Consider the following 21,490-nt stretch of genomic DNA (forward strand, 5'->3'; position numbering starts at 1 on the left):
CTGTTCCTTAAATCTAATACTATGGTATTCCGTTTCCGCTTCAATTAAAATGAATAATATGATTGAAACATGAACTATCTGGTCATAATTTTCAAATTGCAAGGAGTATGCCCATGTCGACAGATCAATCCTGCCAAGTTCTTACAGCAGGCTTCTCATTTCATCGTAAACCTTACGCTATGGTGCAGCCTGAAGGAGTGAAGAACTACCTTTTAAGACTGCAAACAGACGGACGTTGCCGTGCACGTATTGACGGGGACATGTCCCTGGTAGATGCGGGTGATTTGCTTCTTTTTGACCCTGACGAGCCCTATGAGCTTAGAATAGACAATGAAATTAATCCGATGGGAGAACGGCTGGTGGAGAGTGGAGACTATCACATCTTTTTCAATGGTTCCTGGGTAGATGAGTGGTGGAAACGTCACAAACGACCGACCCGAATCAAAGTCGAACTGACGGAAAGTCTGCTAGTCCTGTTTCGACAACTTGTGCTGGAACAGCGCCGCATCTCCAATCCTTACCCTGAAATTTCAAGTTATTATATGCGAATCTTATGTCTCGAAGTGGATCGTCTGCTCTCGGAGCATCCGACGGTAACCAACACCAATTATGTGGCTTATGAGATCAAGAACTACATTGAAGAAAACGCTTCCTCTTTGTTCAAGTTGGATGATGTGGCAACACATATTGGCATCAGTGTCTCAAGGGGTGTTCATCTCTTTAAAGAAGCGTTTGGCAAAAGCATCATGCAATACACGCTCGACGTACGACTGAACATGGCAAGGGAACGAATTATTTTCAGTCCAATGACCCTGGAGCAAGTGTCTGAGTCTTCCGGCTTTAACAACTATACCTATTTCCATCGGGTATTCCGTTCCCGGTTCGGCATGTCCCCGAAGGAATTCCGCGTTATTCACCGGGAACAGATGTAATCATATTTAGTATACGTAAGTTGAACTTATTTGCGCGCGGCTATAGCCTCGGATACAACCATCGCCAGATCTTCATTGCCAAACATGGACAACACACCAAGTACTGTATCATCCGGGATTTCACCGGCTTCCTCCTTGGATACAATCAGCTTCTGCACCTGCTGCAAACGCTCGTTGCTTTGCTGATTCGGGTAGGCTTGCCGGTACATCTCTTCCGGGTCCAATCCATGATTGACACACCACTGGGCAAAGACGAGGATCATCATCTCTTCTTCCTGTTTATAGGTTTCAATGACAGCTTCCTCGATCTGTTTATTACGATCTTTTTCAAATTCATCCATAATGTGTATTCCTCCGTATGTGTATTCTGCAACTATTTGCGAATCAATTGTTCAGCCAGTTCATGGCTGTCCATGACATGACTTGCACTGATCAGGCAATCATCCGGTGTATCCAGACACGCCAGGAAATGATCGACGGCGCCGCTAAACCCTCTGCGTGCTAACACGGTATCCCAGCTCCCGAAGGTTTCTTTCGTTTCCAGACTCCCCTGTTCCAAGTAGCTGATTGTGTCCATGTTCACTACTTCGACAGATCGTCCACCACCATGCAGTTCCACTTTCTCCAGATCTGCCCCAGCTTCACGAACCATATCGAATCGACCGTAGGCTGTTCTGCCCAGCTTGGCCGTTCCGGTCGCATGCAGCAGTCTGTCCAGATCATTCTTCCGAATCAATTGATGAAGCAGCTCCACATTGTGATCCGAGTACCACATCATTAGATCCAGTATATGGATGAGATCATCATAGATGGTTTCTGCCGCAGGACGATCTTGAATGCCTGTGCGATGTTTAGTCACTGTAAGGGACTCGAAGCCTTTTCCGCCCTGCATCCATTCTTTCGCTTTTTGGTACATCGGTGCGAATCTGCGATTGAAGCCCACTGCCAGTAACAGACCCTGTGCCTCGGCAAAAGCCGTCATCTCTTCCGACTCCCGAAGCGTATAGGATAACGGCTTATCTACATAAACGGCCAGTCCCTGTTCCAAACATTGCATGACAATGTCAAAGTGCGCTTCCGTTGCTGTATGTACAAACACCGCATCCAGTTCCCAGGACAACAGTTCTTTCAGATCCGTTGTTCCCCGTTCTAATCTATACGCCTCCTGAACGGCTTTGACCGGCTCTGGAGAGCGGTTCATAATCCCCACTATTTCCACGTTCGGATGAGCAGTCAACAGCGGCAAATACACTTTACGTGCAATACCTCCGAGGCCGATAATTGCAATTCGTTTACGTTGGGTTGTTTCCATGATGATCATTCCACCTTCAGTTCGGTTCTATATTTCCACGTCCTATAGTGTAACCCTTCGGACACCAACTTGCCAGTGATTGCAGCAGACTTCAACACGAATTGTTCAGACAATGAGCGAACGTGGTAAACTTAAGAGGAACAGCAGTACAGATCGGGACACGACTAGACCTGCCTGATCTGAAAGGAGCGTTTGGAATTTTGCGAAAATGGTTATGGCTCCTGTTGTATGTTTTACTTGCAGGAGTCACGTTTATTTACAGATATGAACTGCTGGCCTGGACCGATCTCCATCAGTCCATCCCGCTTTTACTCGCCATGGCAACATTGTTTGCTCTTGTGCCTGTAATTCCTTATAAGTTTGTTATTATTGCCTTTGGTTACAGTTACGGTACCACCACAGCAGCCTGGATATGCTGGCTTGGCACATCACTTGCTGCCATGCTCGTCTATGGCGGAGCAAGAACCATCTTCAGGCATCAGGCGAGATCGTACCTCGAACGCATTCGGGGTTTGAACCGTTTTACAACATGGATGGAAGCACATCCGTTCATGGGTGTCATGTCATTGCGGTTGCTTCCGGTCGTGCCTCAAATGGCCGTTAATATCTACGCAGGTATAACGTATACGCCATTCTGGGTCTTCATGGTCGCTACGGCCATTGGCAAAATACCAGCGATTTTTGTTTTTGCCTATGCAGGTGCACAGGCTGAAAGCTCCATCTGGCTGAGCCTGGGAATCCTTGCAGGATATCTGGTGCTCATGGCCATTGTATTGCTCTTATTTCGCTTTCGCTCACGCAACAAAGTCTGAATACGGATTTCAAAAGCTATTCAGATCCAGCTTGTTTTCAATGCGGCTTGGTTGGCTAGCCAATTCAGGATATAATAGAAGAGCAAGCCAATTGCTTGGGTTAGGCTTCAATAAAAACGGTAGATTGCTGGAGCTCGAACACGAGCACTAAATCTTCATCAGAAATGGAGTGACTATAGCATGGAACAACATTCAAGTGAGTTAGCAACTTTTGCAGGCGGATGCTTCTGGTGTATGGTATCCCCCTTTGAAGAACTGCCCGGTATTCATAAGATCGTATCGGGTTATACAGGAGGACATACCGAGAATCCAACATATGAAGAGGTCTGCTCGGAGACAACGGGACATGTAGAGGCTGTACAAATTACGTTCGACCCTGCCATCTTCCCTTATAAGAAACTGGTTGAACTGTTCTGGCAGCAGATTGATCCTACGGATACAGGCGGGCAATTCCATGACCGCGGATCTTCCTATCAGACGGCCATCTTCTATCATAGCGAAGAGCAGCGCCAGATTGCGGAAGCTTCCAAAGCGGAGCTGGGACAAAGTGGACGTTTTGATAAACCGATCTTCACACCCATTTTGCCAGCAAAACCGTTCTATGAAGCGGAAGAACATCACCAAAATTATCACCGTAAGAACCCTGCCCATTACAAACGCTACAGCAAAGGTTCTGGACGCGTAGATTTCATCGAACGCAACTGGTCTGGCAATGTGGACAAAGACGGGCTGAAAGAGCGTCTGACGCCGCTGCAATATGAAGTTACTCAAAACAGCGCAACAGAGCCTGCATTCCATAACGAATTCTGGGATCACCACGGTGAAGGCATCTATGTGGACATCGTATCGGGCGAGCCATTGTTCAGTTCTACTGACAAATACGATTCCGGCTGCGGCTGGCCGAGCTTCACACGTCCACTTCGTGACTACAACGTGAAGGAAAAAACCGATCTCAGCCACTTCATGATTCGCACCGAAGTGAGAAGTCGTGAGGGCGATTCCCATCTGGGCCACCTGTTCAACGATGGTCCTGCCGAAGCAGGTGGAATGCGTTATTGCATCAACTCTGCGGCACTTCGTTTTGTACCCAAAGAAGACATGCAAAAAGAAGGATACGGCGAGTACACCGTCCTTTTTCAATAAAATAAGATCTAACACCAGAGTAGCGGTTAATCCCGCTGCTCTTTTTATTAGCATTTTGCATAATTCGATTCTACTCGCTCTCGGGTACAAATATAGACGAATAGAACCATTTCGCTCTATATCCTGCTGATTGAAAGTCACTCTTTGGATTTATACAAAATGCTCATATACATTCCTTTTCTAAATAAAAATGTAGAGTCCCCATAGTCAAAGACTCACCTTACAGGGACCCTACTTGATCATGCTTTTTGTTATTTATAGAGATTGAATTAAGGTGCAAAATGATAATGCTTTAACTTGCTCAACCGATAAGCTTACGCTCTCGTCATGCATGATACTCGCTCAGTACACGGGCGATCTGCTCCGTGATTCGGTTATACTGCTGATGAATGAAGAAGTGGTCACCCGGATAGACACTTAGCGTACAACTCCCTTTCGTTACTTGGTTCCATGCATGCATGTGTTCCATGGGAATCAGGTCATCAGCCCCCGCAAGAACAGTTATATCTGTACTTAATGGCGCTCTGGATGCAGCCCACTGGTAGCTCTCAACGATCTGCAGATCTGATCTGAGCAAGGGAACGAAGATCTCCGCTAATTCTTTATTCTCGAATACTTCTGGTGACATGCCGCCAAGTTGAAGCATTTCCTGTATAAACTTATCGTGAGGCAATGCATGTATCGCTTTTTTATGATTGGTTATATGTGGAGCCTTTCTCGCAGCCACAAAAAGATGTGCTGGATCTCTGCCCTGTTTATCCTTGATGTAATGAGCCAGTTCATAAGCAATAAGACTTCCCATGCTATATCCAAATAGAACAATCTTCTCCTCGAACAAGTGGGACGGAATAGATAAATAGGCATCCTCCACAGCCTGTTCCATGGATGTGTACAGAGGTTCGTTCATTCTTCGACCTCTTCCGGACAATTCAACCAGATGTAACTGAATATGAGAAGGGAGGTAATTACGCCAGCGATAATACACCATGGATGAACCCCCAGCATATGGAAAGCAGATGAGATGTATGCAATTCATGAACTTCCTCCAATTTCCTAGTCTACGGCCTGATGAGCAACTTCCGGATTCAATGTGTTCACGGGAGCAGTCTGCTCATTGCGAAATTGAATTCTCATACCTGGAAGGATACTCAAGATCATCACGGTAACCGAGATGATATAGACGATAAATAAGGATGTGTTATTCATGAGTACACCTGCCATGGAAGATCCGATAAGCATGGCCCCCATGAATAATGGTGTAATGGTACCATTGACTCTCCCAATCAAGTGCTCATCAATCCGGGTAACTAAGTACGTGGAGATAATGACGTTGATAAAAGCCAGACTGATGGAGCTTAGGAAACTTATCACCAGAGTCAGCCAGAACCAACTGGATAATACTTCACCCATCGTGGTTACAGCCAGACACAGCACCCCTACCATTAGAGTCAACGTTTGATTCAACTTGCCACTCAAAGCAGCAGCGATTCCCCCACCGATCAACAGACCTAATCCAGATACACCAGACAGGAACTGTAATGACGTCTGCTCAAGTCCCAAACGTTCGGTGATCAGAAATATCTCAAGTGGGCTGATAAGACCTGAAGAGAGTCCCACACAGACGAATAACAAACTAAGCATTTTTAATGAACGGGATTGCCCGACATATTGCCACCCCTCCTTGATATCCGCCAGTAATGAGGTGTCCGTTTCTCGCTGAGCGGAATCCTTCGGCAAAAAAGTAAGAAGAAGAGCGGAGGTCATGAACAAAATAAGTAATGCATACATTGAAGTTTGAATCCCCATAACGGTATATATGAAAGTTCCGACGATAGGCCCGAGAATTAAGAAAAGAGATTGACCACTCTGTGTAATGGCAATTGCAGACTGCACATGCTCTTCCTCTACATTTCGCTTCACAATTTTCACGGATGATGGCTGTGAAAACTGACTAACGATAGAGGATACAAAAGTGGCGACATATAAAATCTGCCAATAACCAGAAGACAAGACGACAATAATCATTACAATGGATAATGCACTGAGCATGTCGCCCAGTATCATTGTACGTTTGGGATTCCAGCGATCAGCAAGTGCACCGCCAATGATGGAGAAAACAAAAATCGGAGCGTACTCAAGGACCGTTATAAGCGAGACCGCTATGGGGTTGCCCTGGGTTTGATCCATCACATAATAGAGGATCGCCATATTTCGTATCCATATAGCCAGATTTTGCAGTAGATCAGACCCCGTGACGATAAGAAAAGCTTTGTTCCTGAACAATGTGCTCATTCTCCATCTCCCTTTAAACCGACTGTCCGGTTTATTAATTTTCAAAAGAAAAACTGATTATACATCAGCTTTTCATTGTTGAAGTTGTTGGATGCCCACTAGCATGCTGGCAATACCTTTTTTGTAGAGTCGTCTGATATCGGTCAGATCCTTCTCATAATAAAGTGTGCTTAATCCGTTAAAAAGACCGTTAATAATGTGCATTAAGTCTTGTGGATCTTCCGGTTTCAATTCGCCATCCTCAATCCCTTTCGAGATGATCCGCTCATAAGTCATATAAGGAATTCGGATCAGGGAAAGCATCTCATCCAGCATCTCTTGACTGACCACTTGACCTGAGACAAACTCGTTAATCGAATGATTGAGCGGATTCGCCAAATCGTCAACATAATGATCTGCAAGACCATACAGTTTATCTACGGAAGTCTCGTACTGATGTTCCTTTTCCAGCCATGAATCCATCCACTCTTCGTTATTGAGTTTGATGAGATACATGAAGAGTTCTTCCTTACTTTTGAAATGATAATATATACTGCCTTTACTTCGATTGTTAATTGTACATATGTCCTCCATAGAGGTTGCACTATATCCCTTTTGGGCAAATAACTCTTTGGTATTACGAGCGATATCTTTCTTGATCTGAGCAACATCTTTTCTCCGTTTGACTTCGATTGAAGACCCCTCCATCAAAAGACTGACCATTCAGTCTAATAGTATCACACCCAAATTTTTCCGTCAATGCACTTTATGTATGTACCCTCTTACATATCTCATATTTTCCTGAGATTTGCAAGAGGGTACATTATGAAAACTTAGATTATTATCAATTTATTTATTTTTATCTTCATCTTCTTCTTTGAAAGCGTCGCTTAATTCCTGTCTAATCGTCTCAGGCAGTTTCTCTGTTTCTTCCACCAATTCATTGATCTCTTCGGGTACTTCCTCGTCCCTTACAACTCCGAATTTGAAAAATTTGCTCATGTTTTTCTCCTCCTATGAATGGTTTATATTAGTGTATCACAGAATCTTTCCAATGGTTCATCTGATTCAGATGATCAATAAGAATATGAGGCTCCTCCACAATATGTTCGAATAACCTCAGATACTGATTGGTAAACTGCTCCATATCCTCCCGGGTGAAACTTGCCACCCGATAGTCAAAGTGGATACTGAAATGTTCTCCAACTTTCTGAGCTGTAACATAGATCTCATACTCACTGAACTTCCATTCATACTTGAATGGAGTAATCTGAATTTCAGAAGTTTCTACAGAGCGCTGAGCAAAATTGTTGAGGTTAAACATGGTATCAAACAGCAAATCCCCATCGGGTGCAGAAGAGAAACCTGCATCTTCCATCATTTTTTCAAATGGATAATCCTGATGATCAAATGCATCTATTTGGTTAGCCTGGAGCTTAAGAAGATATTGGTGATACGTATCACCTGTTGATATTATATTTCGCAAGGGAATTGAATTAATAAACAAACCAACCGTGTCCTGCAATTCAGGTCTTCTTCTGCCAAATGCATACGTTCCTACAATCAGGTCCGTTCTCTCCGTCTTCTGATGCAACGTAAGCAGATATACCGAAAATAAAATAGCGTAGTCCGTTAAGCTTGAATCATGGAGCTTTTCTCTAAGTTGTACGAGATGGCTTTCAGGTAGCTTCACAACTATCTGATCTCCCACATAAGAAATGATATCCTTGTCACTTACACGTTCGCTACTTACCGTAAAAGGTTCGTAGCCGCGAAGTACTTCCTTCCAGAAGATTTGGGATTCTGCATATCCTCCCCGATCAAGCCTGTCCCTTTGCCAAACGGCATAATCTTTATATTGTAACTGGACAAGCGGAAGCGTTATCCCCTGATAGAGCTGAATCAACTCGTGCATCAGAATGCCTACGGATGTACCATCCGATATGGCGTGATGCATATCCATCAGAAGCACATGATCCTCTTCTCCCATATGGAGAAGCTTCGCACGAAGAAGTAGTGGCCGTGCTGCATTGAACGGTTGAATAAAAGATTCCATGATACGTATTCTGTCTGACTCTGACTCAACGTTCTCTTGAATCAGGTCAAAAGGAGTCCTTTGGTGAATACGCTGAACCACTTGTCCTCCCTCGTTGTGCAATGAGGTACGCAGAGCTTCATGGCGTTCAATTAAAGCCCTAAAACTATTCTCCAGCCGCTTCGCCTGAAGTCTTCCCTTGATATGGAATGCCATTGGCATATTCCAATGATTATTGTCCTCGCTTGCTTCGAAACCGTAAGCTTGATAAGGCGTTGCAGGATAGGTGCTCTGTTCAAGTGCAGGCTGAATAGGCTCATATTCATCATGATAAAGGGCTGCTCCTTGCTGCTGGATGTAAGCGGCCAACAACTTTATCGTCGGATACTTAAATACATCCTGCAGATCTATCCGGATATGAAGCTGCTCTTGGATAAGTGTATTTAACATCATGGCTTTCAGTGAATGTCCACCGTGTTCAAAGAAATGATCCTCTGTACCTGCACGTTCAATGTCAAGTACCTCTGCCCAGATCAATGCCAAATCCTGTTCAAGCGCATTTTGCGGGGCACAATAGCCACTCGTCAGTTGATTGACTGGCTCTGGCAGGGCTCTTCGATCTATTTTTCCATTGGAGTTGCGCGGCAGATTATTCAGAAACTCAAATCTAGACGGGATCATATACTGTGGAAGCATTGAACTTAACTCTTGCCTGATATGAGCCAGTTGTTCCTGTGCAGCCTGTTCTTCCCATTGCAGTACAACATAGGCCACAAGATAGGAATGGCCTTGTTTGTCCCGTTTGGGAACAACTACAGCCTCCCTCACTTCAGGTAGTGATATCAAGTGATCCTCGATTTCGGGAAGTTCAATGCGATTGCCACGAATTTTGACTTGCTGATCCAGGCGATCCAAATATTCCAGATTTCCATCAGGCAACCATCTGACCAAATCGCCAGTGCGATAAATGATCTCTCCAGGTGTAATAACACTTTCAATGAATCGTTCTGATGTCTGCGCAGGCTGATTGAGATATCCCAAGGCCAGGCCATCTCCACCAACATAGAGTTCCCCTGGAACACCAATCGGCTGTCTTTGTCCCCAACGGTTAAGCACGTAGACTTTGGTATTGTGAACCGGACGCCCAATAGGTACATTCCGTCTATCTCTCAGCGTTTCATCCACAGTATAGGTTGCAGCAAAAACGGTCGTCTCTGTAGGTCCGTATCCGTTAGCCAATCGGTGTGGACCCAGATAATCCAGAGCCTTTAGAACATGACTTCGGGAGGCTGCTTCGCCGCCAAAAAACAGTTTGCGAACATGTGTCAGACTGGTCACATCATAATCCACAAGGGTATTGAACAGTGCAGCCGTCATAAAAGCAGAGGAAATCCGCTCTTCTTTCAGCGTTCTGGCAAGTTCAGCTGTGTGTACAACGTCCTCCCTGGGAATCAGCACCAGAACAGCCCCATTAAGCAATGCGCCAAATATTTCATAGGTTGATCCATCGAATGCATAGTTGGACAACTGCAAAACCCGATCTTCCGGCCCCATATCCATGAACCCATTATTCACACTTGTTCTCATGATATTCCGATGCGTGGTGACGACTCCTTTGGGTGCACCAGTCGATCCAGAAGTGTACATGACATAGGCAGGTGAATCAGCCGTCCACGTTTGAACCCGGTTAGATACAACCTCTTCCTTGGCCATTTCACCCCATAAGCGTTCGTCTAGCAATATCGTTTGACCCTGAAAATCAGGTACGCCCAGATTAACTTCAGATATCAATAGTTGGGCTTGGCTATCTCTCAGCATGTAGGCTAACCTGTCTTCCGGGAAAGTCGGATCAAGCGGTACATATACAGCTCCCACCTTCAAAATCCCCATAATGGATACGATCATGCCTATGGAGCGATTAGCCAGTAATCCTACCACTCCACCCGAGGCGATTCCCTTCAGTCGGAGTATCTCTGCAAGCTGATTGGCCCTCATCTCCAACTCCCCATAGGTTATCTCCTCCGTACCCATCACAACGGAAGGACGATCCCCATATTGCAGCACTTGCTTTTCAAACCTCTGTGATATCGTTTCTTCTCTCGGGTAATCTACGATCTCTCCTTCGAGACTTGCCAGGTGCAGCCTTTCCTCCGGAGTACACATCTCAATCTTCATGATTTGCTCATAAGGGCGGATCACCATTTGCTGCAAAATATGTTCATAATGATGCATCATGCGCTCAATCGTTTCCGAAGAGAACAGATTTTCATTATATTCAACGGTTAGGCTCAGGCCTCCAGCGTGCTCAACACTTCCCCATGTCATATCAAACTTGGGCTCACTCGATCCAGAAGGCATCTGACGTATGGAGATCGAACTCGCTTCAGGTGATGAGTGCTCCATGTTCTGCAACACAAACATCGTATCAAATAGTGGATGGCGGTTCAGTTCTCTGGGCAATGCCAGCTGTTCAATTAACTCCTCAAGAGCATACATCCCATGTTCGTAGCCCTGCAGCAACTGGGTGTGAACCTGTTGAATGTATCTCTCTACTTCGATCTCTCCCTTGGGCCTCAATCTCAATGCCAAAGTATTCACGAACATGCCAACCACGGATGCAGTATCTGCATGTTCCCGCCCGGCTGTAGGTACACCGATGATGATATCCTCCTGTCCGGCATATTTGGACAACAGGATGGAATAGCCCGCCATCATTACCGTATACAACGTTGTTTTATTCTCTTCTGCCTGCATCTGCAGCTGTTCAGTCAGCTCTGTTCCAAGCTGCATCTCTACTCGTGCCCCAGTAGCTCTATCCGTTCTGCCATAGGAATTGTCATAAGGAAGATTCAGCACCGAGAGTTCACCTTGGAATTGATTCAGCCAGTATTCCCCACTGCTTCGATAGCTTTCTGCGTTCTTCTGTTCCTGTTCCCAGACAGCATACTCCTTGTACTGAACAGGAAGCGGCTCAAACTTTTGTTGTTCATACAACTGAAACAGTTCACTGAAGATAATACCGGTCGATGTACCATCAGAAACAATATGGTGAGTATCCACAACCAGAATATGCTTATTTGCTGAAGTACTTAACAAGCCTGCACGAATAAGCGACTTGTGATCTCTGAGGTTGAAGGGGCGAATGAACGAATGAACGTACGTCTTTGTATCAGTTGTAGCTGTTTCCTTCCGTTCAGCCAATGCACGCTCCATCCTCCACTCCAAGTCTGCTGCAGGCCATATACGCTGTCTGAGATCCCCTTGAACAAGTTCAAAAGACGTACGCAAAGATTCATGTCTATGGATCAGGGAGATAAAAGCTTCCTCGAGTCGCTCAGCAGAAAGTTCACCTTCAATTTCAAATATCATTGGCATATTGTAGCTGGTACTCTGCTGATCCATATGCTGAAGGAAAAATAGTCTCTTCTGAGCCGACGAAGCAGGATAGGTATCTTGAACCGTCACAGGTTGCAGCGATGCATAACGATGGGTCCCTCTAGCTTTTTGAATAAACTTGGACTGATCCAGCACGGAAGTGTAAGTAAACACATCCTGTACCGTCAACTTTACATCAAAAGCTTTATGGATCTGGGCAATAAGAGACATAGCCTTGAGAGAATGTCCTCCCAGTTCAAAGAAATGGTCGTGAATGCCCACTCTTGATAACCCCAGAACATTGGTCCAAATTTGGGCCAGTTCAGCTTCGAGCGGATTGGTTGGTGCAACATAACTCTCGGTTAACAGGGGCTGTGGATTCGGAAGCATTCTCTTATCCACTTTGCCATTACTGGTGAGCGGAAAAGAGTCAAGCAAGGTGTATGTTGAAGGCACCATATAATCTGGAAGATCGTGAAGCAACTGTTCCCGAATAATACCCGCCAGCCTAGGCTCAGATGTCGAATGAGGAACGATATATGCTGAGAGAAAGGAGTGCCCTTGCTCATCCCGTCCAGATGTTACCATCGCCTCTTTAACCTCCGGCAATACAAGAAGCCTGCTTTCAACCTCTGTCAGCTCCACTCGATTGCCACGAATTTTGACCTGCTGATCCAAACGATCCAGGAATTCCAAGTTTCCATCAGGTAACCACTTCACCAAATCTCCTGTACGATAGAGTCTTGTTCCTGACTTCAGCGGATTCTTACCAAATCGCTCTTCCGTCAATGCTGGTTGATTCAAATAACCCAGTGCCAGTCCTTCTCCTCCGATATAGAGTTCTCCGGGTACCCCAATTGGCTGTCTCTTTCCCCACGGATTAAGCACATATACCTGTGTATTGTGAACTGGGCAGCCTATAGGCACATTGCTTCTGTCCCGCATACTCTCGTCCACAGAGAATGTTGTTGCAAAAACAGTCGTTTCCGTTGGGCCGTAACAATTAATAATGCGATGGGGACCAAGATAATCCAGTGCCTTCAGGACATGTTTTCTGGAACCGGGCTCCCCACCAAAAAACAGTCTTCGCACATGTTTCAGACAACTCAAGTCGAAGTCTACCAGCGTATTAAACAGAGCCGTCGTCATGAAGACAGTTGTAATTCGCTGTTCATCCAATGTACGGGCCAGTTCTGTAATATGCAGCATGTCCTCTCTGGAAATCAAGATAAGCGCGGAACCATTCAGCAAAGCTCCGAAAATGTCATAAGTCGATCCGTCAAAAGCATAATTGGACAACTGCAGTACCCTATCCGTAGGCATCATGTCAATGAACCCATTCCCGATACTGGTTTTCATAATGTTACGATGTGTGGTTACGACTCCTTTTGGTTTCCCGGTTGAACCCGATGTATACATCACATAAGCTGCATGATCCGGTTGGGATTTTTGATCCGACTCGAACTCTTCATTAAAAGGTCCACTCCAGCACTGTTCATTTAACACCATCGTTTTCCCAGAAAAGCCGTGAACTGCTCGACCTTGTTCAGCAATGAGCAATTGTGCCTGGCTATCTTCAAGCATGTAGGCCATGCGCTCTTGTGGAAAACCCGGATCAAGTGGAACGTATGTGGCTCCGGATTTTAGAATGCCGAGAATGGACACGATCATTCCCATAGAGCGATCCGTTAACAATCCGACTCTGTCTCCCGGACGAACCCCTTCCTGTTTTAACGTTTCAGCCATCCGTTTAACATTCATACCCAGCTCACTATAGGTCATGCTCAGGGAGCCCATGATCAACGCAGGACGATCTCCGTGCTGTCTCACTTGTTTTTCAAACCGCACTGGTATTGTTTCTTCTCTTGGATAATCAACAACTTGTCCTTCAATCTTCTCAAAGTACAGGCTTTCCTCCAATGTACACAATTCAATATCGTTGAGACTCAGATTGGGATCGTTGACCATCTGTTCAAGAATGTACGCATAATGGGAAGACACTTGTTGGATCCTGGCATGGGAAAACAAGTCGGTATTATATTCAATCGTCATGGAGATGTCTTCTTTCAACTCATGTCCAGCCCAAGTCATCTCAAACTTGGATCGCCCTGTTGTTGTCTCCATCTGATCAATATTTAGCTGATCCGCCTTTAACTGAGCCATGTTCATGTTCTGTAGTACAAATAACGTTTCAAACAGGGGATGACGACTCGGCTCCCTGACCATTTGCAGATGATCCAGCAGCTCTTCAAGTGGGTACAGCGCATGATTGGAGCAATCCAGTACACGTTGCTTCAATGATGCCATGTACCCTGCAACCGTAAGTTCCGGCTTGATTTCGCTGCGCAAAGGCAACGTTTTAACAAACATCCCCACCATGGAAGCCGTTTCGACATGATCTCTGCCTGCGATCGGTGTACCCACAATGATATCTTCCTGTCCGCTATATTTGGATAGCAGAATGTAATATGCGGCTAACAGCGGTACATACAAGGTTGTATCCTGGCTCGCCGCGAGATCGGTCAGGCGCTTGGCAAGAACGTCACCCAGCAGGAATGTATGCTGCGCTCCTTCATAGCATTGTACTCGTGGACGCACATTCTCCAGAGGGAAGTCCAATACCGGCAGCTCTCCCTCATACAGTCGATGCCAATAATCACGAGCAGCACTGTAGGCTTCCGTTGATCGCTGTAGCTGCTCATAGGCAGCGTAATCTTTATACTGTTTTTGCAGAAGCGGCAGCTCTTCATCTTCATATATTCTGAATAACTCGTCGTACATAATCGCTGTTGATATCCCATCCGAAACGATATGGTGAACATCCAGCAATAATAGATGCTGCGTATCCGATTGCTTGCGGACATAAGCTCTAAACAAGCTTGGAGCTGACAAGTCAAAAGGAAAAATACATGATGTAACCCATGACGCCTCGTCATGATCTATAGACCCGTATTGTGATGTGCCATTATTTACTTCTGTCATAGCAAGTTTCCAGTCCAGTTCGTCCAGCGCGTGTACCTGTTGTCTAACCTCATCATCTTCCACCAAGAAAGAGGTTCGTAAGGACTCATGGCGCTCAATCAACTGAAGCAGAGCGTTTTCGAGTCGTTCAATATTCAGATGACCTTCAATTCGTAATACCATGGGCATATTATAACTGGTACCCATATTTTCATTTTGCTGAATGATATACAATCTTCTCTGAGCAGAAGTCACATTATAACTTTTATCCGGATTCACAGTAGGGAGAGAGACATGCCTGTGAAGCTTGTCGTTCCCCTGGATAAGCATTGCCTGCTCCCGAATGGTAGGATGGCTGAAGATATCCTGAAGGCTTAGCTTTACATCAAACTTCTGGTGTATTTTGGCTACTATGGTCATCGCTTTAAGCGAGTGTCCTCCAAGATCGAGAAATGATTCCAACATACCCGGAAAATCCTTCCCGAGAACTTCGGACCAGATATGCTGCAACTGCTCTTCATACGGGTTCTCAGGCTGTATGACCTCCGCCGTATTCCATTTAGCCGAAGGCTTGGGAAGAGCAGCATGATCCACCTTACCATTGGATGTCATCGGTATGGTGTCCACAATAAGAATAAATGCAGGAATCATATATTCCGGAAGTGACTGTCTCAATTCATCCTTCCACTTAGAAACCAGATCGGAGCTGTCCATTTGCTTCGTAGCAAGATCTTCGGGCACTACATATGCACAAAGAAGGGAACCCTCGCCACGCTCCTCTTTGCGCGCAATTAACACTGCTTCATTCACGGAGGGAATTTCTTTCAATCTGGTTTCAATCTCACCGAGTTCTATCCGGTTGCCCCGAATTTTGATCTGATTGTCCATTCTTGCCAAGTACTCCAGTTGGCCATCCTCTCTCCAAACCACTAAATCTCCTGTCCGATATATCGTTTCTCCAGGGACAAATGGATCTGGAACAAAGCGCTCTTCCGTCAAACCGGGCTGGTTCAGATATCCTTTCGATACACCTTCCCCCCCGATGTACAGCTCACCAGGAACCCCTATAGGCTGCAATTGGTTCCATGGATTAAGCACATATAGTCGTGTATTGTGTATCGGCCTTCCGATGGGAACCCGTGCATGTTGACGCAAACTGTTTTCAACCGAATATGTCGCAGCAAAAACAGTGGTTTCTGTCGGTCCGTACCCATTCACAACACGATGCTCCCCCAAGTAATCCAGTGCTTTCAGTACATGTTTAATCGATGCGCTCTCTCCACCAAAGAATAGTTTTCTCACATGCTTGAAGCACGTAACGTCATAGTCGACCATCGTATTGAACAATGTCGTCGTCATAAAGGCCGACGTAATTCGTTGTTCATCCATCGTTCTGGCCAGTTCGGCAGCATCGAGTAACGTATGTTTGGCGATTAATAGGAGTGATGCACCATTTAATAGTGCCCCGAAAATCTCATAGGTTGAGCCATCGAATGCATAATTGGATACTTGAAGTACCCGATCGGCAGGGGATAGTTCACTGAAGCCATTGTGAATGGCTGTCTTAATAATATTTCGATGACTGGTCATAACCCCTTTGGGCTTACCGGTCGAGCCCGAAGTGTACATCATATACGCTGTTGCTTCCGGTGGGATTGCTGGCAACTTCCAATTTCTGATCTGTTGCTTCGTCCTTGCTGCCTCTTGAAGTATTACATCAAGTGACAGATGATGTGTTGTACATCCAGCCATAGTTAATTCATTGGCTGTGATCAGCCAATTGGCCTTGCTGTCTTCCATAATGAAACGCTTGCGTTCTTCGGGAAAGGAAGGATCAATAGGAATATACATAGCACCTGTCTTGAGAATCCCAAAAATAGCTATGATCATTCCCAAAGAACGATCTGTCAACAGACCTGCAACATCTCCTTGCTTCATTCCTTTTTCCATCAGTACGCGTGCAAATTGATCTGTTACTTCGTTGAATTCCCTGTATGTCAAGCTCTGATATTTATCCATGACCGCAATCTGATCAGGAGTTCGGGCAGCCTGCTCCTCAATTGCTGACGAAATACTGGATTGACGTGGATATTCTGCCTGAGTTTCATTCCAAGCAAGCATAGCGGATTGCTCATCGTTCGTTAACAAATGGATTTCCTTCAGCCTCATGAAGCGGGCATCACCCATTTGTACAAGTATGTTTTTGAAGTGATCAATCATCTTCAGAATGGTTGACTCTTTATAGATGGAGGAAGCATATTCCACTGTCCAGTTCAAGCCATGGCGATCCTCTTGGCATCCCCATGTCATATCAAATTTTGCATGATTCCAGTCCCACTCCGCAGCAGTAAATGTAGTTCCCGTCAGTTGGATTGGGTGAATATCCATATTTTGCAGTACAAAAAGGGTATCAAACAACGGATGCCGGCTAAGATCCCTTGACAGTTGAAGATGCTCAAGCAGGTCCTCCAGAGGGAACTCTCCATGCTCTTGCGCCTCAACAAAATTGGACTTCACCCGACCTATGAATTCATCCACTGTGAGTTCACCTGGCACCTGATTACGCAGGGCCAGCGTATTGACGAACATGCCTACCATAGGCTGAACATCTTCGTGATATCTTCCGGCTGTGGGTGAACCGACCACAATATCCTCTTCTCCGGTATATTTGGATAACATGATATTATAGGCAGCCAGCAAGACAACATATAGTGTGGTTTTATGCTTAGCAGCAAGACTTTTTAGGCGATCCGTGAGCTCAGATTCAAGTTGAAATGAGATCGAATGCCCCTCATAAGATCGAACGGAAGGCCTGATATAATCAGGTACAATCTCTGTACTCGGGAGTTCACCTTCGAATTGAGCACACCAGTATTTCCGATTATCCTCATATCTCTGACTTGTTCGCTCATTCTGTTCGTATACGGAGTAGTCTTTATAGTGTAGATTTACGGGTGACAACTCTTCGCCCTCGTATAACCGGGTCAGTTCTTTATAAATGATTCCGGTGGATACACCATCAGATACGATGTGATGAATATCAATGAACAAGAGACTTCGATCGGATGTGACTTCAGCAAGGGCTGCACGGATCAACGGACCGGTTGAAAGATCAAATGGCTGTACAAATGTCTCAAGATGTGAGGCAATCATCGTTTTTTGATCATACAGGATATCGGTGCTGAGATACGCTCCCTCTTGTTGCTCTTGCATCTCATAGTAGATTAGACCCCAGCTTAATTCCGCGGGTTCCAGAATATGTTGCCGCAAGTGTTCACCAGACCAGATGAAACGCGTCCTTAGAACCTCGTGCCGTTGTATAAGCTGTATGAAGGCCTTCTCAAGCTTATCGCGGTTAAGCTTACCTTCAATCTCCAGTACCATCGGCATATTGTAGCTGGTCTCCAATGGAGCCAGCTGTTGTGCAATGTAGACTCTTTTTTGCGATGCGGATACTGGGTACGATTCTTGTACTCCCGCGGCAGGAATAGCCTTATATACACTTTTGCGAGAATTTTCAATGCATACAGACATGTCCCGCAGTACTGCTGCACGGAACACTTCATGCAAGGAAAGTTTTACGTCCATCTCCTTATGTATTTTGGCTACCAGCATCATAGCTTTTAACGAGTGCCCCCCAAGTTCAAAAAAGTGATCCCCGGCACCTGGTTTAATGCCCAATACATCTTCCCAGATCTGAGCCAGCTTCTGTTCGGTATCTCCAGACAGTGGCTGATTTTTGGTTTGACCCATCACCTTTGGAATAGGAAGGTTTTTCCGATCGATTTTTCCATTCGAATTAAGCGGAAATGCACGAAGAATCTGGAATTCAGCAGGAATCATATATTCTGGTAAACGGGCTCTCAACGCCAACTTCCAATCCTGAATTTGCTGATTCTGCTCCACATGAGCCTCTGCATATTGAACGGGGATGATATATGCACTTAAGTTGGAACTCCCCTGCGCATCCTGCCATGTTGTAACAAGAACATCTTCCACTCCGGAAAGAGCCCTCATCTTCTCCTGCACCTCTCCCAGCTCAATGCGGTGACCCCTGATTTTGACCTGATGATCCTTACGGTCTACAAACTCCAAATTTCCATCAGGCAGACGTTTAACCAAATCCCCAGTTTTATACATTTTCTCATTCGGAGCATATGGGTTATCTACAAAGCGTTCCAGCATCAATTCTGGAGCATTCAGGTAACTGGCCAACCCTTCACCGCCAATGTATAATTCTCCCGTCACACCAATAGGCATTGGATTACGTTTGGAGTTCATGACATAAGCAGTGGTGTTGTGGATTGGTTTGCCTATGGGTACGAGATCAGGCCGCGTAATCGGATAATATGTCGCATAAACCGTCGTTTCTGTTGGCCCATACATGTGCAATAATCGTTCTGGTCCCAAGACAGCAAATGCTTTGTTCAGATGCCTGATTGAAGCTTTCTCACCGCCAAACAGAAGATGTCTTACCTTGCTGAAACAGCTCGGGTTCCAATCCACCATCGTGTTAAATAGCGCAGTTGTCATAAAAGCGACCGTAATTTTTTCCTTGGTGAACATATCGGCAAGCGAAGCTACACTCTGCATCTGTTCTTCAGTAGTCAGTACAAGCGTCGAGCCATTCAACAATGCCCCGTATATATCGAAGGTAGCCCCATCAAAAGCATAATTCGAAATTTGCAGAATCCGATCTTTGGAGTTCAGTTCCACATAACCATTATTTCGCACAGTCTTGATGATATTTTGATGAGTTGCAACCACACCCTTCGGTTTTCCAGTTGAACCTGAAGTATAGATAATGTACGCGGCATCCCGTGGACCCGAAAGGAATTCAATCTCTTGGTGATTGTTCGTGTTAAATGAACGTTCATGCATCATCAACATGTCCGAGGTTAAGATATCTCCCTCATAGTTGGGCAATTCTAATTCAGTGAAACGAAGCAAGGATCGTGCACCACTATCATGAAGCATATGGGTCAATCTTTCGGCCGGAAATGTGGGGTCAAGTGGAATATAGGCAGCGCCAGCCCGAATAATAGCCAACATGCCTGCGATCATCTCCATGGATTTCCGGGCAACCAGACCTACCTTGTCTCCTGGCTTTATGCCATGCCATTGTATAGCTTGGGCCCACTCTTCAACCAGAGCATGGAGTTCTGCATAAGTCCATGTCTGGTAAGCTAATTGAATCGCTGGATGATCAGGATATAACTCTACCTGTCGAATAAATAATTCTGAAATGGACTGGTCCCTCGGATAGTCTGCTGTGGTCTCGTTTCCTTTCGCCAACATATTGTTTTCTTCCGGGGTCAGGATACGAATATCTGAAACACTTATCTCGGGTTCTCGCGCGATGATTAGACAGGCTTGCTTCAGGTGTACAAACAATCGCTCGATAAAAGAACCCGAATATACCTGCTGGTTGTAATTGATCTTGACCCGAATCTCCTCACCTGGACCTATGGAAATGTTCAGATCATAATTGGTATGTTCATAGGCTTCAATGGAAGTAATATCAAATCCCAGTTCAAACTGTTTGGTATCAAACATGCTGGCACTGGACGGGTAGTTTTCATACACCATGATATGATTAAAAAGCTGACCATTCTGACCCGCTTCCGCCTGCACTTCAGCGAGAGACAGATAGCTGTACTCCTCGGACAAAATGGAATTTTGGTGTGTCTCTTTCAGTAATTGGGCAAATGACTGTTTCTCATCCGACGTTATTCTTACGGGTACAGCGTTAATGAACAAACCTACAATTTTCTCCACATTCGGTATGGCAGCCGACCTTCCAGATACTACAGTTCCAAAAACCACATCGTCAGAATTGCTGTAGTATTGAAGTACTACTCCCCATAATGTCTGAAAAAGACTGCTCATCGTGACCTGATATTTACGGCTAACATCCATTAATTGATCTGTCAGCCCCTTGCCCAAATTAAACGTAATCTCCTGAATCGACGGTGGTTCCGCTGAATTCGAAGCTATTTCCGCAGGGAAGTCCGCTCCGATCTCATAACCAGCGAGATAATTCTTCCAATAGGTTCTGGCTTCGAACTCCTGCTGTTCACCCAACCATTTAATATATCGTTTATAGGGAATAACACGATCAAGTTGTGCAGGTGTTCCGTGAATCTCCTGTTTGTAGAGGGAGAACCACTCCTGAAAAATGATACCCAGGCACCATCCATCAATTAGAATATGATGATTGCTCCAGATCAGCGTATATGCCGCCGGGCCGGTTTGGATCATTTGCAAGCGTAGCAGGATATCTTTGGACAAATCAAAAGACCGCTGGCGATCTTCTTCCGCTATCTGCCGGATCATCTTCCGTTGTTCGATAGGATCAGGCTCGGTCAATTGAATGTATTCCAATTTAACTTTTCTGTTTCGCAACACGATTTGTCTCGGCTTGTTGATTTTGTCGTGAATAAAAATCGTCCGCAGCGTATCATATCTCTCGATAACTTTGTTCATTGAGCGTTCCAATGCCTTAACATCGACGAACCCATCAATCGTAAAAGTCATTTGCTCGAAATATACGTCTCCCTGGTCGTAAAGCGAATGAAACAGCAGTGCTTCTTGCATTGGAGATAATGGATAAATATCAGCAATTTCCGGTTTGTTCATCATCCCTTAT

The 21,490-nt window shown here is 45.3% G+C and carries 10 protein-coding genes; 3 read left to right on the plus strand and 7 right to left on the minus strand.

Going from position 1 to position 21,490, the window contains the following annotated elements:
• Window positions 1–113 precede the first annotated feature (113 nt).
• Window positions 114–932 (plus strand): AraC family transcriptional regulator, encoded by an 819-nt coding sequence (locus tag FS628_RS13820; protein ID WP_145322699.1) that lies wholly within the window; start codon window positions 114–116, stop codon window positions 930–932.
• Window positions 933–958: 26 nt separating this feature from the next.
• On the opposite strand, the gene FS628_RS13825 is transcribed toward FS628_RS13820, so the two are convergent.
• Both FS628_RS13825 and FS628_RS13830 read right to left on the minus strand, forming a co-directional pair.
• A complete protein-coding gene (locus FS628_RS13825; protein WP_145322701.1) occupies window positions 959–1,273 on the minus strand; it encodes a hypothetical protein in 315 nt (104 codons plus the stop codon).
• Window positions 1,274–1,305: 32 nt separating this feature from the next.
• Complete coding sequence (locus tag FS628_RS13830) at window positions 1,306–2,244, minus strand: Gfo/Idh/MocA family protein (RefSeq protein WP_145322703.1); 939 nt, start codon at window positions 2,242–2,244, stop codon at window positions 1,306–1,308.
• A 122-nt stretch (window positions 2,245–2,366) separates the two neighbouring features.
• Here FS628_RS13830 and FS628_RS13835 point away from each other — a divergent pair, with 122 nt between their 5' ends.
• Window positions 2,367–3,056: a TVP38/TMEM64 family protein gene (locus tag FS628_RS13835; protein WP_222125232.1), complete on the plus strand. Its 690-nt coding sequence runs from the start codon at window positions 2,367–2,369 to the stop codon at window positions 3,054–3,056.
• A gap of 180 nt (window positions 3,057–3,236) precedes the next feature.
• On the plus strand, window positions 3,237–4,199 hold the full coding sequence (msrA, locus tag FS628_RS13840) for a peptide-methionine (S)-S-oxide reductase MsrA (RefSeq protein WP_145322707.1): 963 nt from the start codon (window positions 3,237–3,239) through the stop codon (window positions 4,197–4,199).
• A gap of 325 nt (window positions 4,200–4,524) precedes the next feature.
• On the opposite strand, the gene FS628_RS13845 is transcribed toward msrA, so the two are convergent.
• The 5 genes from FS628_RS13845 to FS628_RS13860 form a co-directional block, all read right to left on the minus strand.
• On the minus strand, window positions 4,525–5,235 hold the full coding sequence (locus FS628_RS13845) for a thioesterase II family protein (protein WP_145322709.1): 711 nt from the start codon (window positions 5,233–5,235) through the stop codon (window positions 4,525–4,527).
• 17 nt (window positions 5,236–5,252) lie between these two features.
• On the minus strand, window positions 5,253–6,491 hold the full coding sequence (locus tag FS628_RS13850; RefSeq protein ID WP_145322711.1) for an MFS transporter: 1,239 nt from the start codon (window positions 6,489–6,491) through the stop codon (window positions 5,253–5,255).
• 72 nt (window positions 6,492–6,563) lie between these two features.
• Entirely contained in the window at window positions 6,564–7,178 is a 615-nt protein-coding gene (locus tag FS628_RS13855) for a TetR/AcrR family transcriptional regulator (protein ID WP_100527643.1), read from the minus strand.
• A 141-nt stretch (window positions 7,179–7,319) separates the two neighbouring features.
• Window positions 7,320–7,472 carry a hypothetical protein gene (locus FS628_RS31370; RefSeq protein ID WP_186327814.1) on the minus strand — a complete coding sequence of 51 codons (153 nt, stop codon included), beginning with the start codon at window positions 7,470–7,472 and terminating at the stop codon, window positions 7,320–7,322.
• 28 nt (window positions 7,473–7,500) lie between these two features.
• The gene (locus FS628_RS13860) at window positions 7,501–21,483 is read right to left on the minus strand and encodes a non-ribosomal peptide synthetase (protein ID WP_145322713.1); all 13,983 of its coding nucleotides are present in this window, start codon (window positions 21,481–21,483) and stop codon (window positions 7,501–7,503) included.
• Between the last annotated feature and the right edge of the window lie 7 nt (window positions 21,484–21,490).

The organism is Paenibacillus xylanexedens, from assembly GCF_007676705.1.
Lineage (GTDB): Bacteria > Bacillota > Bacilli > Paenibacillales > Paenibacillaceae > Paenibacillus > Paenibacillus xylanexedens_C.

Excerpts from the sequence above, each read along its gene's own strand:
- FS628_RS13820 (WP_145322699.1), top strand. The coding sequence starts at position 114 with ATGTCGACAGATCAATCCTGCCAAGTTCTTACAGCAGGCTTCTCATTT.
- FS628_RS13825 (WP_145322701.1), bottom strand. The coding sequence starts at position 1,273 with ATGGATGAATTTGAAAAAGATCGTAATAAACAGATCGAGGAAGCTGTC.
- FS628_RS13830 (WP_145322703.1), bottom strand. The coding sequence starts at position 2,244 with ATGGAAACAACCCAACGTAAACGAATTGCAATTATCGGCCTCGGAGGT.
- msrA (WP_145322707.1), top strand. The coding sequence starts at position 3,237 with ATGGAACAACATTCAAGTGAGTTAGCAACTTTTGCAGGCGGATGCTTC.
- FS628_RS13845 (WP_145322709.1), bottom strand. The coding sequence starts at position 5,235 with ATGAATTGCATACATCTCATCTGCTTTCCATATGCTGGGGGTTCATCC.
- FS628_RS13850 (WP_145322711.1), bottom strand. The coding sequence starts at position 6,491 with ATGAGCACATTGTTCAGGAACAAAGCTTTTCTTATCGTCACGGGGTCT.
- FS628_RS13855 (WP_100527643.1), bottom strand. The coding sequence starts at position 7,178 with ATGGAGGGGTCTTCAATCGAAGTCAAACGGAGAAAAGATGTTGCTCAG.
- FS628_RS31370 (WP_186327814.1), bottom strand. The coding sequence starts at position 7,472 with ATGAGCAAATTTTTCAAATTCGGAGTTGTAAGGGACGAGGAAGTACCC.
- FS628_RS13860 (WP_145322713.1), bottom strand. The coding sequence starts at position 21,483 with ATGATGAACAAACCGGAAATTGCTGATATTTATCCATTATCTCCAATG.